Origin of the sequence: Bradyrhizobium sp. ISRA436, from assembly GCF_029910015.1 — a bacterium.
Lineage (GTDB): Bacteria > Pseudomonadota > Alphaproteobacteria > Rhizobiales > Xanthobacteraceae > Bradyrhizobium.
The window spans coordinates 3,109,985-3,125,535 of sequence record NZ_CP094519.1; the positions used below are offsets into that span (position 1 = coordinate 3,109,985).

At 64.1% G+C, this 15,551-nt stretch carries 13 protein-coding genes and 1 pseudogene; 11 read left to right on the forward strand and 3 right to left on the reverse strand.

Going from position 1 to position 15,551, the window contains the following annotated elements; genetic code table 11:
- Positions 1–105: 105 nt before the first annotated feature.
- The 6 genes from secY (at position 106) to rplQ (ending at position 5,157) form a co-directional block, all read left to right on the forward strand.
- Positions 106–1,437 carry a preprotein translocase subunit SecY gene (gene secY / locus MTX23_RS14640; RefSeq protein WP_280977365.1) on the forward strand — a complete coding sequence of 444 codons (1,332 nt, stop codon included), beginning with the start codon at positions 106–108 and terminating at the stop codon, positions 1,435–1,437.
- A 76-nt stretch (positions 1,438–1,513) separates the two neighbouring features.
- Positions 1,514–2,377 carry an adenylate kinase gene (locus MTX23_RS14645; RefSeq protein ID WP_280977366.1) on the forward strand — a complete coding sequence of 288 codons (864 nt, stop codon included), beginning with the start codon at positions 1,514–1,516 and terminating at the stop codon, positions 2,375–2,377.
- A gap of 190 nt (positions 2,378–2,567) precedes the next feature.
- Positions 2,568–2,936, forward strand: coding sequence for a 30S ribosomal protein S13 (gene rpsM, locus MTX23_RS14650; RefSeq protein WP_137483446.1), 369 nt, complete (start codon positions 2,568–2,570; stop codon positions 2,934–2,936).
- 115 nt (positions 2,937–3,051) lie between these two features.
- Complete coding sequence (rpsK, locus tag MTX23_RS14655; RefSeq protein WP_006021048.1) at positions 3,052–3,441, forward strand: 30S ribosomal protein S11; 390 nt, start codon at positions 3,052–3,054, stop codon at positions 3,439–3,441.
- 101 nt (positions 3,442–3,542) lie between these two features.
- Complete coding sequence (locus MTX23_RS14660; RefSeq protein WP_280977367.1) at positions 3,543–4,574, forward strand: DNA-directed RNA polymerase subunit alpha; 1,032 nt, start codon at positions 3,543–3,545, stop codon at positions 4,572–4,574.
- Between the two features lie 166 nt (positions 4,575–4,740).
- Positions 4,741–5,157, forward strand: a complete 417-nt coding sequence (gene rplQ, locus MTX23_RS14665) for a 50S ribosomal protein L17 (protein WP_280977368.1) — start codon at positions 4,741–4,743, stop codon at positions 5,155–5,157.
- A gap of 61 nt (positions 5,158–5,218) precedes the next feature.
- Here the strand turns inward: rplQ and MTX23_RS14670 are convergent, their stop codons facing one another.
- Complete coding sequence (locus tag MTX23_RS14670; RefSeq protein ID WP_280977369.1) at positions 5,219–7,213, reverse strand: HAMP domain-containing methyl-accepting chemotaxis protein; 1,995 nt, start codon at positions 7,211–7,213, stop codon at positions 5,219–5,221.
- A 279-nt stretch (positions 7,214–7,492) separates the two neighbouring features.
- On the opposite strand from MTX23_RS14670, the pseudogene MTX23_RS14675 reads away from it, so the two are divergent.
- A pseudogene (locus MTX23_RS14675) lies at positions 7,493–7,582 on the forward strand (oxidoreductase); the annotation flags it as partial.
- An 85-nt stretch (positions 7,583–7,667) separates the two neighbouring features.
- Here the strand turns inward: MTX23_RS14675 and MTX23_RS14680 are convergent.
- Positions 7,668–8,681, reverse strand: a complete 1,014-nt coding sequence (locus tag MTX23_RS14680) for a zinc-binding alcohol dehydrogenase family protein (RefSeq protein ID WP_280977370.1) — start codon at positions 8,679–8,681, stop codon at positions 7,668–7,670.
- A gap of 454 nt (positions 8,682–9,135) precedes the next feature.
- On the opposite strand from MTX23_RS14680, the gene MTX23_RS14685 reads away from it, so the two are divergent.
- Together MTX23_RS14685 and MTX23_RS14690 are read left to right on the forward strand one after the other, a co-directional pair.
- Positions 9,136–10,548: a DegQ family serine endoprotease gene (locus MTX23_RS14685; protein WP_280977371.1), complete on the forward strand. Its 1,413-nt coding sequence runs from the start codon at positions 9,136–9,138 to the stop codon at positions 10,546–10,548.
- Positions 10,545–11,879 (forward strand): replication-associated recombination protein A, encoded by a 1,335-nt coding sequence (locus MTX23_RS14690; protein ID WP_280977372.1) that lies wholly within the window; start codon positions 10,545–10,547, stop codon positions 11,877–11,879. Before MTX23_RS14685 ends, MTX23_RS14690 begins: the two co-directional genes overlap by 4 nt.
- 4 nt (positions 11,880–11,883) lie before the next feature.
- Here the strand turns inward: MTX23_RS14690 and MTX23_RS14695 are convergent, their stop codons facing one another.
- On the reverse strand, positions 11,884–12,822 hold the full coding sequence (locus MTX23_RS14695; RefSeq protein ID WP_280977373.1) for an alpha/beta hydrolase: 939 nt from the start codon (positions 12,820–12,822) through the stop codon (positions 11,884–11,886).
- 132 nt (positions 12,823–12,954) lie between these two features.
- On the opposite strand from MTX23_RS14695, the gene MTX23_RS14700 reads away from it, so the two are divergent.
- Positions 12,955–14,196 carry an RluA family pseudouridine synthase gene (locus tag MTX23_RS14700; protein ID WP_280977374.1) on the forward strand — a complete coding sequence of 414 codons (1,242 nt, stop codon included), beginning with the start codon at positions 12,955–12,957 and terminating at the stop codon, positions 14,194–14,196.
- A 132-nt stretch (positions 14,197–14,328) separates the two neighbouring features.
- Positions 14,329–15,549 (forward strand): amidohydrolase family protein, encoded by a 1,221-nt coding sequence (locus MTX23_RS14705; protein WP_280977375.1) that lies wholly within the window; start codon positions 14,329–14,331, stop codon positions 15,547–15,549.
- Positions 15,550–15,551: the final 2 nt, after the last annotated feature.

Sequence of the window (15,551 nt, forward strand, 5' to 3'; positions counted from 1 at the left end):
ATCGAATGATGGACTTATCGAGGCCGAGCACCAGATAATGTCCGGTGTCTGCCGATCGTCCCCGCGGGGGCGTCGGCGAAGGGGGCTCCGGGAGAAAGCCGAAACATGGTCTCAGCAGCCGAACAACTTGCAGCAAACCTCAATTTCGGAGCTCTGGCGAAGGCTGACGAGCTGAAGAAGCGCATCTGGTTTACCCTGGGTGCGCTGCTTGTTTATCGGCTTGGCACCTACATCCCGCTGCCCGGCATCGATCCAAACATCTGGGAACAGGTGTTCCGCACCCAGTCCGGCGGCATCCTCGGCATGTTCAACATGTTTGCCGGCGGCGGCATCCACCGCATGGCGATCTTTGCGCTGAACATCATGCCGTACATCTCGGCATCGATTATCATCCAGCTCCTCACCACCGTTTCGCCGCAGCTCGAGGCCCTGAAGAAGGAGGGCGAGGCGGGCCGCAAGACGCTGAACCAGTACACCCGCTATCTCACGGTGATCCTGGCCTTGTTCCAGTCCTACGGCATCGCGGTCGGCCTCGAAGGCGCCGGCAATGTCGTCAGCGACCCCGGCATGTTCTTCCGCCTTTCGACCGCGATCACGCTGACCGGCGGCACCATGTTCCTGATGTGGCTCGGCGAGCAGATCACCTCGCGCGGTATCGGCAACGGTATCTCGCTGATCATCCTGTCGGGCATCGTCGCCGAACTGCCGTCGGCGCTCGCCAACATGCTGGAACTTGGTCGCCAGGGCGCGATGTCGACCGGCCTGATCCTGATCGTCATCGTGATGGCGATCGCGGTGATCGCCTTCATCGTGTTCATGGAGCGGGCACAGCGCCGGCTGTTGATCCAGTATCCGAAGCGCCAGGTCGGCAACAAGATGTTCGAGGGCCAGTCCTCGCATCTGCCGCTCAAGCTCAACACCTCGGGCGTGATTCCGCCGATCTTCGCCTCGTCGCTGCTGCTGCTGCCGACCACCGTTGCGAACTTCAATGCCGGCAAGGGTCCGGAGTGGTTCCAGTGGATCACCACCCAACTCGGCCATGGCCGACCGCTGTTTCTGATCCTCTATCTCGCGCTAATCGTCTTCTTCGCGTTCTTCTACACCGCGATCGTGTTCAACCCGACCGAGACCGCCGACAATCTGAAGAAGCATGGCGGTTTCATCCCGGGCATCCGGCCCGGCGAACGCACCGCCGAATATATCGACTACGTGCTGTCGCGTATCACGGTGCTTGGTGCGATCTATCTTGCTATCGTCTGTCTGATTCCGGAAATTCTGATTTCCTACGCCTCGGTGCCGTTCTACTTTGGTGGTACGTCGCTTTTGATCGTCGTCAGCGTGACGATGGATACCGTGGCGCAGGTTCAGGGGTATCTGCTCGCCCATCAGTATGAAGGGCTGATCAGGAAGTCGAAGCTCAGGGGTCGTCGGCGCTGATTGGGGTGCGCGGCGGTTCCAAACTCACATCACGGGTGTGCGGGTCTCGCTCACCTAGCCGGGGGGCGAATTAGTCATGAGATTGATCCTTTTGGGGCCGCCGGGCTCGGGCAAGGGGACCCAGGCGCAGCGGCTGGTCCACAAGCATGGCATTGTCCAGCTCTCGACCGGCGAGATGCTGCGCGCGGCGGTCGCCGCCGGCACGCCGATCGGACTGCAGGCCAAGGAAATCATGGCCAATGGCGGCTTGGTGCCGGACGAGGTCGTGGTCGGAATTATCGCGGATCGCATCGAGCAGCCCGACGCCAGGAAGGGCTTCATCCTGGATGGCTTCCCGCGCACGGTTCCGCAGGCGGAAGCGCTCGACGAGCTCCTCAGGAAGAAGCATCTCAAGCTCGACGCTGTCGTCGAACTGCGCGTGAACGAGAGCGCATTGCTGGACCGAGTTGAGAAGCGCGCCGAGGAGACCCGCGCGCGTGGCGAGGAGGTCCGCCTCGACGATACGCCGGAGGTGCTGACCAAGCGCCTTGCGCAGTACCGTTCGCTGACGGAACCGTTGATTCACTATTATTCGGAGCGGCGGAAGCTCTTGACCGTCGATGGCATGATGACCATCGAGCACGTCACCCGCGAGATTAATCGGATCCTGGGTGCGATCGGCGCGCTGGAACCGAAGGCCGCTGAGTCGGCCAAGTCCGCCGTCAAGGCGGCGAGGAAGCCCGCCAAGCAGGCTGCGAAGCCCGCCAGGAAGACTGCGGCGGCGTCCAGGGCAGCCAAAAAGGCCGCCAAGGGGGCCAAAAAGACCGCCAAACCGGCCCGGAAGGCTGCCAAGGTCGCCAAAAAGGCCAAAAAGGTGGCCAAGACCAAGGCCGCCGGGAAGAGCAGGAAAACCGCCAAGAAGGCAGCAAAAAAGCTCACGAAACAGCGAGCTAAGCGTTAGGAGCGGTTGACGAAACCGACATGAATCCTTTAATAAGCCCCGCATCCAAGTCGGATAGTTTTATGACGATGCCGGGCCCCGAAGGACATGAGGGGAAGGGCGTCGTGTTCGCGTTTGTGGACACCTGCCCGCGAAAGCAAGAACTTGAGAAGCCCGTATCCGTAAGGGATCGGCGACAGGAGAGAAGTCCGTGGCCCGTATTGCCGGCGTCAACATTCCCACCAACAAGCGCGTACTGATCGCGCTTCAGTACATCCATGGCATCGGCCAGAAGAACGCGGCCGACATCATGGAGAAGGTCAAGATCCCGCTGGACCGTCGCGTCAACCAGTTGACCGACCAGGAAGTCCTGCAGATCCGCGAAGTCATCGACCGCGACTATCTGGTCGAGGGCGACCTCCGTCGCGAGGTCGGCATCAACATCAAGCGGTTGATGGACCTCGGCTGCTATCGCGGCCTGCGGCATCGCCGCGGTCTGCCGGTGCGCGGCCAGCGTACCCACACCAATGCGCGTACGCGCAAGGGGCCGGCCAAGGCGATCGCCGGCAAGAAGAAGTAAGTTTTGCGAATTGCGGGTGGAGAGTAGCGAATGGACGTTCGCTACTCGCTATTTGCGTTTTGAGGTGTAGCCGCTGGCGTTACGGCGGCGCTTGAGATCACAGGAAAGGTTTGAAATGGGCAAGGAAGCCACCCGCGTACGCCGCCGCGAACGCAAGAACATCGCCTCCGGCATCGCGCACGTGAATTCGTCGTTCAACAACACGACCATCACCATCACCGACGCGCAGGGCAACACGATCGCCTGGTCGTCGGCGGGCACCATGGGTTTCAAGGGCTCGCGCAAGTCGACTCCCTATGCCGCGCAGGTCGCGGCCGAAGACGTCTCCAAGAAGGCGCAGGAGCACGGCATGCGCACGCTGGAGGTTGAAGTGGCCGGCCCCGGTTCGGGCCGTGAATCGGCGCTCCGTGCGCTGCAGGCTGCGGGCTTCACCGTCACCTCGATCCGCGACGTGACCACGATCCCGCACAATGGCTGCCGCCCGCGCAAGCGTCGGCGCGTTTGATTGAAATCGCGGGTGGCCCGGCCGCTCGCGATCGTTTTTGGAATTGACCGCGCGGACTGTTCCGCGATCTCCAACGCCAGGCTCGTCCATTCGACTGGCACATGGGTGAAACAGTGACGATCCAGAAAAATTGGCAAGAACTCATTCGACCGAACAAGCTGCAGGTGACGCCGGGCTCGGACGCGTCCCGGTTCGCCACCGTCGTCGCCGAGCCGCTCGAGCGTGGCTTCGGCCAGACGCTCGGCAACGCGCTGCGCCGCATCCTGTTGTCCTCGCTGCAGGGCGCGGCGGTGCAGTCGGTGCACATCGACGGCGTGCTGCACGAGTTCTCCTCGATCGCTGGCGTCCGTGAGGACGTCACCGACATCGTGCTCAACATCAAGGACATCTCGATCAAGATGCAGGGCGAAGGCCCGAAGCGCATGGTCGTGAAGAAGCAGGGTCCGGGTGCGGTCACTGCCGGCGACATCCAGACCGTCGGCGACGTTACCGTTCTCAACCCCGACCTGCAGCTCTGCACGCTGGACGATGGCGCCGAGATCCGCATGGAGTTCACGGTCACGACCGGCAAGGGCTACGTCGCCGCCGAGCGCAACCGACCCGAGGATGCGCCGATCGGACTGATCCCGGTCGACAGCCTGTTCTCGCCGGTCCGCAAGGTCTCCTACAAGGTCGAGAACACCCGTGAGGGCCAGATCCTCGACTACGACAAGCTGACGATGACGATCGAGACCAACGGCGCGATCTCGCCGGAGGATGCCGTCGCCTATGCCGCGCGCATCCTGCAGGATCAGCTCAACGTGTTCGTCAACTTCGAGGAGCCGCGCAAGGAAGTCGCGCAGGAGATCATCCCCGATCTCGCCTTCAACCCGGCGTTCCTCAAGAAGGTCGACGAGCTCGAGCTGTCGGTGCGTTCGGCAAACTGCCTGAAGAACGACAACATCGTCTACATCGGCGACCTCGTGCAGAAGTCGGAAGCGGAAATGCTCCGCACCCCGAACTTCGGCCGCAAGTCGCTGAACGAAATCAAGGAAGTGCTGGCCCAGATGGGTCTGCATCTCGGCATGGAAGTGCCGGGCTGGCCGCCGGAGAACATCGACGAGCTCGCCAAGCGCTTCGAGGATCACTACTAAGCACCAGCATGATCCCGGAAAAGTGTGTAGCGGTTTTCCGACAAGGATCATGCTCAAACAAGAAAGCAAAAGCGCTCGATAGCGCTTTTGCGGGCGAACGCAGGTAGCCGACCTGAGCAACATGTCCGACGAACCGTCGCGGCAGATACAAAGTAAGGAATAGACTATGCGTCACGGCAAGGTTCATCGGAAGCTCAACCGCACCGCCGAGCATCGGCGTGCGATGTTCGCCAACATGGCGGCCGCGCTGATCAAGCACGAGCAGATCGTCACCACGCTGCCGAAGGCCAAGGAGCTGCGGCCGATCGTCGAGAAGCTCGTCACTCTCGGCAAGAAGGGCGGTCTGGCGTTGCGCCGTCAGGCGATCTCGGAGCTGCGCGACGTCGACCAGGTCAAGAAGCTGTTCGACACGCTGGCGCCCCGCTACAAGGACCGCCAGGGCGGCTACACCCGCATCATCAAGGCCGGCTTCCGCTACGGCGACAACGCGGCGATGGCCGTGATCGAGTTCGTCGATCGCGACGTCGATGCCAAGGGCCAGGATTCCGGCCCGACGCAGGAGAAGGAAGCCGAGGCGGCGTAAGCCGGTGTCGGGTCAAGTTTTCGAAAGCGGCGCCTTTGGGCGCCGCTTTTTTTGTAACCGCTCAGCCGGCGCGGATGGTGGCGATGAAATTGTCGAGCTCCTGCTTGAGACGATTGTTGCCGTCCGACAGCAGTCTTGCGGAGCTCAGGACCTGGGAGGAGGCGCTGCCGGTCCGGGAGGCGCCGCTTGCCACCTGGCCGATGCTGACGGCCACCTGGGAGGTCCGCTCGGAGGCGACCTGAACGTTCTGCGCGATGCTCCGCGTCGCGTCGCCTTGCGCTTCGATCGCCTTCGCAACGCCAGAGGCGATCTGGGAGATCCGGCGGACAATGCCTGCGATATCGCTGATAGCCTCGGCGGATTCCTTTGTGGCGGTCTGGATGCCGGCGATCTGCTCGCGGATCTCCTCTGTCGCCTCCGCGGTCCGCCTGGCGAGCGTCTTGACCTCCTGCGCGACCACGGCGAAGCCGGAACCCGCCTTGCCGGCGCGGGCGGCCTCGATCGTCGCGTTCAGGGCGAGCAGGTTGGTCTGATGCGCGATCGTTGCGATCAGCTGTACCACGTTGCCGATACGGTCGGCGGCGGATGCGAGCTGCGCCATCCGATCGTCGGTTTGCCTTGTCTGCTGCACGGCCTCGCTGGCGATGCTGGCCGATTCCTCGACCTGTTGTCCGATCTCGGACGCCGAGGCGATCATTTGTTCCGCCGCGGCCGCAACGCGCCTGACATTGTCGGAGGCTTCTTCGGAGGCTGCCGCGACGTTTGCCGACATCTCCTGCGTGTGATGGGCCGTGTCGCTGAGATCGCGAGCCGAGGCGGCCAGTTCCTCCGATGCCGTGGAGACGGTATCGATGACGCCACCGGCGCTGGCCTCGAATGCTTCGGCCAGCCGCGCGAGTTCGCCCTTGTGCCGATCGGCGGTGCGACGGTTCTCCTCCAGCCTCGCGTCAAGCTCAAGACGGGCCTTCTCCTGCGCCTTGGTCTTGAACGATTCGACGGCGCGCGCCATTTCGCCGATTTCGTCTGACCGCTCCAGGCCGGGCAGGACGACGTCGAACCGACCGTCGGCCAATTGCCGCATCGCGGCCGTCATGCCGCTGATGAGCCCAGCGAGGCGCCGGCCGAACAACACGGCAAACAACGTGAGCACGAACGCGGTCAGTCCGATCACCCACGTCAGAACCTGCCTGAATTCACTGGCCTTGCGCTGTGCGAGATCGGCGCGAGCGCTGGCTGCCGCGGCGACCTTGACCAGCATCGGCCGGATACGGTCGAAGATCTGATAGAGGTCCTCCATCTGGTCATCGAGCGCCTGGCGGGAGACGAGGACGCCGGCGAACGCCAGCTTGTAGGATCGGGCGAGACCAAGGAGTTCGGATTTCTCGTCCTTAGCCAGCGTTGACGCAGCTAGCGCCATCTCGAACTCGGCCTCACGCTCATCGAGCTGGTCGCCAAATCGCTCTTCGCCGCTCAGGACGAAATCCTTCTCGAGACGGCGCATCGTCAGCAAAAGGACGGTCAGCCCGGGCTGGTCGAGCTGCGCCAGCCGGGACTCGTACTGCTGCGCCGAGCTGCGCAGTTTTCCACGCAAGCCATCATTGTCGGTCAGGCCCAGCATGCGCTGGGCGCCGACGATATTCTGGAACCTGGTCGCATAGAGATTGATGCCGCTCCGCAACGAGGACACCTGCCTGATCGGATCGTCCTCCGGCAGCGCTGCTGCGAAAGCTTCGAGCCTGTCGAGCATCGCCGTCTCGTCCTGGACGCGATTGGCGAGAGTCTTCGCCAGGTCTTCATTGCGCGTGCGCAGGAACTTGGCCGCGATCTGCTGCGTCTCCAGGAAGCCGTCGGACAGCTCGGACAATTGCGTTCTGAAGCGCATGCTGTCGTCCGACTCGCGCTGCATGCGTGCCGCGTATTCGAGGCCGCCGAGACAGGCTGCGCTGACGATGACTACTCCGCCGATACCAAGCATCGCGATCTGGCTTCGAAGGCTTGGTCGGAATCGCTTCAGAATGATCGCGCGGAGCTGCTTCGTCCTGGAGATTACGAACATCTGATGCTTTCCTGTCAAGTCGCACGGCTCCGGACGTCGTCGTCGCTGAAAGAGGATCTGCGCCCGGTTGCCGAAGATATAGCCAGAGGTCCGCTCGAGCTATTTGCGGCGACGACTTACAGTCGTTGAATTGACAATCTGTGAAAGCGACTGGCGTGCAAACGATGCGTTTTGTGACGGTTGGATGAAAGTCGGCGAGAACCGCATGGCGCGAGGGATGCCACAGTTGCCACTCATGTGCGTGCTGCGGGCGAGGGGGCTATGACAGGAGACCTCCGAATGAAAATCGACCTTTCCGGAAAAACTGCGCTGGTCACCGGCTCGACCGCAGGCATCGGCAACGCGATCGCAACGGCGGTGCCGGGCAGCAAGGTGCGCGGCATCGCGGCCGATGTCTCGACGGTAATGCGGCGGTGGGTTGCGCCTAGGGCTAACCCACCCTACGCATCGATGCCTACCACCCCTCCAGCACGATCTTGCCGCGCGACTTGCCGCTTTCGAGCAGCGCGTGGGCGCGCTTGAGATTGGCGGCGTTGATGGTGCCGAAGGTCTGGTCGAGGGTGGTGCGCAGCACGCCCTTGTCGATGAGGTCCGAGACGTCATTGAGCAGATGATTCTGGGCGATCATGTCGGGCGTCTGGAACGAGGAGCGCGTGAACATCGATTCCCAGTGCACCGACACCGCCTTGCCCTTGAACACCGCGACGTTGAACTCCGGCGGATCGTCGATCAGGCCGAACTTGCCCTGCGGCGCGATGAAGTCGGCGATCGACTTGTAGTGCTGGTCGGTGAAAGTGAGGCTGGCGACCAGCCCGACCGGTGGCAGCCTCAGCTTCTCGATCTGCTCCTTCATCGGCTTGGCATGATCGATCACGGCATGGGCGCCGAGATCGAGGCACCATTTCTGAGATTCCGGACGCGTTGCCGTCGCCACCACGGTCAAGCCGGTAAGACGGCGTGCGAGCTGTATCAGGATCGAGCCGACGCCGCCGGCGCCACCGATGATCAGAAGCGTGCGCGGATCGAGGCTCTTGCCCGGCACCGCGCCGAGCCGGTCGAACAGCAATTCCCAGGCAGTGATCGAGGTCAGCGGCAGCGCCGCGGCCTGCGCGAATGACAGGGATTTGGGCTTCTTCCCGACGATGCGCTCGTCGACCAGGTGAAACTCTGAATTGGTGCCCTGGCGCTGGATCGAGCCGGCGTAAAACACTTCGTCTCCTGGCTTGAACAGGCTGACATCGGGGCCGACCGCGTCGACCACGCCGGCCGCATCGAAGCCGAGGATCTTGTATTCGCCCGCGGGCGGTGCGGCGCGCTTGCGTACCTTGTAGTCGACCGGATTGGCCGAGATCGCCTTCACCGCGACCCGGATGTCGCGCCCCCTCGGCTCCGGCGTTGCGGTTTCGAAATCAACGAGCGAATCCGCCGCCTCGATCGGCAGCGATTTTTGGTATCCGACGGCTTTCATGCCCGGTCTCCATGGGTAGCGACGATTGCCTGATGTCTAATTGTCGCGCTGGCCTCCGATTGGCAAGTCCCGTAAATTCAGGGAACTAGTCCCCGTTTGGATACTATTGCCAATCCTGTCCCATCAGAGCGCGAACTGGTCGGCACAGCGAATGCATTGCTGCCGCGTCGCGCCGCACGTCCTCAGTTGCTAATGCAGTACTCGGGAACGAGTCTCGAAAGGCTACCGTGACTGACGCGCGACAGCGCCGTCCGCGATCGCAGGGCCGCTTGCGCGTGGGCAACAGGCGAAATTGCGCTGCAAGATGACGAGCATCATTGGATACGTAGTGGCTGCTTCGACGCAGGTCCGGCCGGCTTCGCACCGTCCGATCGGGCGCCAGATATTAGGCCGGATACCCTTCAATTGCCGCACGAACGCGCCTATATTCCGGCGTTTTCCGCAAGAGGTGAGAATGCTCCGATTCATCCGCTTTGCCGCTATTCCCGTCCTGTGCGCGCTGGCCTTCACGGCGAGCCGTTATCCCGCCGCGGCGCAGGACCGTCGCGTCCCGTCCTCGCAGGCGGAGCTGCAGCTGTCCTACGCGCCGATCGTGCAGCGGGTGCAGCCGGCGGTGGTCAATGTCTACGCGGCCAAGATGGTGCAGAACCGCAATCCGCTCCTGGACGATCCGATCTTCCGCCGCTTCTTCGGCGTGCCGGGACAGCAGCCCGAGCAGATGCAGCGCTCGCTCGGCTCCGGCGTGATGGTCGATGCATCCGGTCTCGTCGTCACCAACAATCACGTGATCGAGGGCGCCGACCAGGTGAAGGTGTCGCTCGCCGACAAGCGCGAATACGAAGCCGAGATCGTGCTGAAGGACAGCCGCACCGACCTCGCGGTGCTACGCCTGAAGGACACCAACAAGGAGAAATTCGCGACGCTCGACTTCGCCAATTCCGACCAGTTGCAGGTCGGCGACGTCGTGCTCGCGATCGGCAACCCGTTCGGCGTCGGCCAGACCGTCACGCACGGCATCATCTCGGCGCTGGCGCGCACCCAGGTCGGCATCACGGATTATCAGTTCTTCATCCAGACCGATGCCGCGATCAATCCCGGCAATTCGGGCGGCGCGCTGGTCGACATGACCGGCCGGCTCGCCGGCATCAACACCGCGATCTTCTCGCGCTCCGGCGGCTCGCAGGGCATCGGCTTTGCGATTCCTGCCAACATGGTGCGCGTGGTGGTGGCCTCGGCCAAGAGCGGCGGCAAGGCGGTGAAGCGGCCGTGGCTCGGCGCGCGGCTGCAGGCGGTGACGCCAGAGATCGCCGAGACGCTGGGGCTCAAGCTGCCGACCGGCGCGCTGGTTGCCAACGTCGCGCCGAACAGCCCGGCGGCGAAGGCGGGGCTGAAGCTCTCCGACCTGATCGTCGCGATCGACGGCACGCCGATCGACGATCCCAATGCGTTTGACTACCGCTTCGCCACCCGGCCGCTTGGCGGCAGCGCGGAGATCGACGTGCAGCGCGCCGGCAAGCCGGTGAAGCTCACGGTGCCGCTGGAGACCGCGCCGGACACCAACCGTGACGAGATCGTGCTGACCGCGCGCTCGCCGTTCCAGGGCGCCAGGGTCGCCAACATCTCGCCGGCGCTGGCCGACGAGCTGCATCTCGACGCGGGAGCCGAGGGTGTCGTGGTGACCGAGCTTGCCGATGACGGCACGGCGGCCAATGTCGGCTTCCAGAAGGGTGACATTATCATCGCGGTCAATAACCAGAAGATCGCGCGGACCAGCGATCTCGAGAGGGCATCGAAGACGGGGACGCGGATCTGGCGGATTACGCTGGTGCGCGGCGGCCAGCAGATCAACGTGACGCTTGGCGGATGAGCCCGAAGCAACCACGCGAGGCTTCCAATCTGTTCGCTGTGGCGGGGATGGAGCAGGATGCGCCGCATCCGCTCCCCGACCGTCTGCGCCCGCGGACGCTTGCCGATGTCGTCGGCCAGGATCACATTCTCGGTCCCGACGGCGCGCTGACCCGCATGCTGGAGACGCGCACGCTGGGCTCGCTGGTGTTCTGGGGCCCGCCCGGCACCGGCAAGACCACCGTGGCGCGGCTGTTGGCCGACGCCACCGAGCTGCATTTCGAGCAGATTTCGGCGGTGTTCTCCGGCGTCGCCGATCTGAAGAAGGCGTTCGACGCCGCGCGCGCCCGCCGCGAGACCGGCAAGGGCACGCTCCTGTTCGTCGACGAGGTGCATCGCTTCAATCGCGCGCAGCAGGATTCCTTCCTGCCCGTGATGGAGGACGGCACCGTGGTGCTGGTCGGCGCCACCACGGAAAATCCCTCGTTCGAGCTCAACGCGGCGCTCCTGTCGCGCGCCCGCGTGCTGGTGTTTCACTCGCTCGACGCGGCTGCGATCGAAAGGCTGTTCGCCAATGCCGAGAATGTCGAGGGCAGGAAGCTGCCGCTTGATGCCGAGGCGCGTGCGGTGCTGGTGCGGATGGCCGATGGCGACGGTCGCGCCTCGCTGACACTTGCCGAAGAGGTCTGGCGCGCCGCGCGCCAGGGCGAGGTGTTCAACGCGGCGCAGCTTCAGGACATCCTGCAACGCCGCGCGCCGATCTACGACAAGTCGGCCGACGGTCACTACAACCTGATCTCGGCGCTGCACAAGTCGGTGCGCGGCTCTGATCCCGATGCCGCGCTGTACTACCTCGCGCGCATGTTCGATGCCGGCGAGGACCCGCTGTTCCTGGCGCGGCGCGTGGTGCGCATGGCGGTGGAGGATATCGGGCTCGCCGATCCACAGGCGCTGGTGATCTGCAACGCCGCCAAGGATGCCTACGACTTCCTCGGCTCGCCGGAGGGCGAGCTCGCGATCGCGCAGGCCGTGATCTATCTCGCCACCGCGCCGAAATCGAACGCGGCGTACACCGCGTTTGGGGCTGCGATGCAGGCCGCCAAGCAGGGCGGCTCGCTGCTGCCGCCGAAGCACATCCTGAATTCGCCGACGAAGCTGATGAAGTCGGAAGGCTACGGCTCCGGCTATCAGTACGATCACGATATGCCCGATGCGTTCTCGGGGCAGGACTATTTCCCGGAGGCGTTGGGACGCCAGACCTTCTACGATCCGCCCGACCGCGGCTTCGAACGCGAGATCCGCAAGCGGCTGGATTATTGGGAAAGGCTTCGCAAGGAGCGAGGCGGCAAATAGCGCCTCATTTTCCGCTTTTCACAAAGTCCAGCACCTGGTCGGTCAGCCGCGTGTCCGATGTGTTGATCGAATAGACCTCCGACACGTGGCTGTGCTGCGGCAGCATGAAGGTGCGCACACAGCCGCTCGGCCGCTTGCAGGTGGCCTGCTTCAACAGCTCGAACTGCTCGACAAAGCGCGGCGGGTCGAGCTCGGCCGCGGCGACCATCATCGGGATCGGGCTTGCGACCAGGCCCTGCAGCGAGGAGCGCTCGGCGTAGCGCGACGGGTCGGAGCCGTAATAGGCGAGCTCGGCATCGCCGACCGGAGAGGCCGTCAGGTCATAGATGCCCGACACCATGATGGCGCCGGCAAGCCCGCCGCCCTTCACCTTGTGGAATTCGGGATGGGAAACATAGCTCGCGACATGGATCGCACCGGCCGAATGGCCCATCAGGAAGATGCGCGCGGGATCGCCGCCGCGCTCGCCGATCTTCTCCGAGACCCATTGCACGATCGCGCCCATGTCCTCAGGGCCGGCCGGCCACGGGAAGGCGGGCGCCAGGCGGTAGGTCGCGTTGACGCCGACAAAGCCGTTCTTCACCGCCCACAGCATGATGTTGTCGTAGAATGGACTGCCCGGATTGCGCTTGTTGCCCGCGACGAAGGCGCCGCCATGGATGAAGATCAGCACCGGCCGGGGCGACGACGCCGTATCGGGCGTGAACACATCGAGCAAATGACGGTCGGCAGGACCATATTTGACGTCGCGCTCCACCTTGACGCCCTGATAGGGCTCCTTCTGCTGCAGCGGCGCGTAGAGCGCGGCTGTCTTGGGCGAGTCGCCGACGCGGCCGAGTTCCAGCAGCTTCCAGGCCAGATCGTCCGGCATCGGGCTCTGCGCCAGCGCCGGGCCCGCGATCATCACGGCCGCCGCCGCCAAGGCCGATAGTGCCAGTCTCATTGCAAGCTTCCCCGTCGATTGCCGCGTGCGGCCGAAGGCGGCCGATGTCGCGCTGGATTTACACCGATTTCGCCGTGACGATTCGCGGCATTTGCGCTACGCACAATGCAGGTCTGGAGCCGAAAAATCACCATGAGCCGCCGCATCAAGAGAACGATATCGCCGGGCGATCGCGCCAAGGACCGAGCCAAGGATCGCCCGAAGGATCGGACAAAGGGCGGACCGGGGCAGCGCAGCCGCAAGCCGGACGAGTGCAAGGTGAGCGACCGCCCGCCGTCGCACCGCGCGCCGGCCAAGGCGGCGCGTTTTGCCGAGCCGCGGCGGGAGCGGGGCGAGCCCGTCGCCTCGACACCGGCGAAGGCTGCGAGCGAGCGGCCGCTGCCGACCAAGGTGCAGACCGTCGTGGTGACGGCGGACGAGAACGGCATGCGGGTCGATCGCTTCCTCGAGGCGCGGTTTCCGGGCCTGTCGTTCTCCCACATCCAGCGCATCGTCCGCAAAGGCGAACTCAGGGTCAACGGCAAGCGTGCCGACTCCAAGGACCGGCTGGAGGAGGGGCAGAGCGTCCGCATCCCGCCGTTGCGGCTCGACACGCCCAAGGCGGCGGGCGCGCTGTCCGAGGCTCAGACCAAGACCTTGCAGGCGCTGAAGGAGATGACCCTCTACGAGGACGACGACGTGCTGGTGCTGAACAAGCCGGCAGGTCTCGCCGTGCAGGGTGGCTCCGGCATGACGCGTCATGTCGACCAGATGCTGGAGGTGATGCGCGATGCAAAGGGGCAGAAGCCGCGCCTGGTGCATCGCCTCGACAGGGAGACATCGGGCTGCCTCTTGGTCGCCAAAACGCGGTTTGCCGCGACGCATCTGACCGGCGCCTTCCGACATCGCTCCGCGCGCAAGATCTACTGGGCGCTGGTCGCCGGCGTGCCGAAGCCGAAGCAGGGCCGCATCTCGACCTATCTCGCCAAGGAGGAGAGCGAGGAGGACACCATCATGCGGATCGCGGCGCATGGCGACGAGGGCGCCAGCCATGCCGTGACCTATTATGCCGTGGTCGAGACCTCGGCGCAGAAGCTCGCCTGGGTCTCGCTGAAGCCGGTGACCGGTCGGACGCATCAATTGCGCGCGCACATGGCGCATATCGATCACGCGATCGTCGGTGATGCCAAATATTTCAACAAGGAGAATTGGGAGCTGCCCGGCGGCCTGCAGAACCGGCTGCACCTGCTCGCCCGCCGCATCGTGATTCCGCACCCGCGCGGCGGCGTGATCGACGCGACCGCACCGCTGCCGCCGCACATGCTGCAATCCTGGAATCTGCTTGGGCTCGAGTCCGACCGGTTCGACCCGATCGAGAACGCGCCCGAGGAATGACCGGCGCTCAGGCGCCGGCGCGGAATAAACTTCGCCGACAGCAACAACGATCAAAGCGGTGTCGAACGTCGCGGCTACCGTGCCGTGTGCCGGGATCGGCCGGCCTGCGTTCATGATCGAAAGGGGTTGTGTATGACCAGGATCTGGCTCCGCACGGCGCTGCTCCTCGGGCTTCTTGGCTCGGCCGCCATCACCGCGACGGCCCACGCCGAAACGGTCGTGCTCCGCGGCGGCAATCTTTACGCCTCGCCCGACGCAGCTCCGCTACTCAATTCCGTGATCGTGATGACCGACGGCGTCATCAGCGCGGTCGGCAAGTCCGGCGACATCCAGGTGCCCGCGGATGCGCGCGTGATCGATTGCAGCGGCAAGACGATCGTGGCTGGCTTCTGGAACAGCCACGTCCATTTCACACAAGGCGTCTGGCGCAATGCCGGCACCATACCCGCGGCGCCATTGACCGAGCATATGCAGCAGATGCTGACCCGATGGGGCTTTACGACGGTGTGGGATCTCGGCTCGGATCCCAGGGACACGCTGGCGCTGCGCCGGCGTATCGCCGCGAACGAAGTCGCGGGCCCCAACATCCTGCTCGCCGGCAGCATCTTCCCGAAGGATGGCCATCCCGCCTATCTGCCGGCAGAGATGCAGCTACCCGAGGCGTCCACGCCGGACGACGCGTCGCAACTGGCGCGCACCTACATGAACCTCAATCTTGACGGCGTGAAACTGTTCACCGGTGTGTACAAGGGAAACAAGCCCGTCGTGAACATGGACCCGGCCGTTGCCAAGGCCGCCGTCGACGTGGCGCATGCGCAGGGCAAGCCGGTGTTTGCCCATCCGCAGAACAGGATCGGCGTCGAGACGGTGATTGCGGCCGGCGTCGACGTGCTCGCGCATACCGTCCCGAGTGAAAGCAGCTATACAGCGGAGCAGCTGGCGCATTTCAAGGCGCAGGGCATCGCACTGATTCCGACTCTGTCGCTGTTTACCACCGTCGTCCTCGATCCCGCCGTGACAAATCGCCTGCTCGCCGCAACCGTCAATCAGCTCGAGCAGTTCTCCGAGAATGGTGGCGCGGTTCTGTTCGGCACCGATGTCGGCTTCACCAAGCTTTATGACACCACGCAGGAATATGAGCTGATGCACCGCGCGCTGTCGGAGCGCCAGATCCTGGCGTCGCTGACGTCAAATCCGGCGCGATATTTCAAGGCTGCGAAGAAGGGACGGGTGGAACAGGGTTTCGACGCCGATGTCGTGGTGCTCGACGGCGACCCCCTGAACGACGTCCGCAATCTCGCGAAAGTGAGCTACACCATCCGCGCCGGTCATGTGATTTATCAGAAACCGTGAGA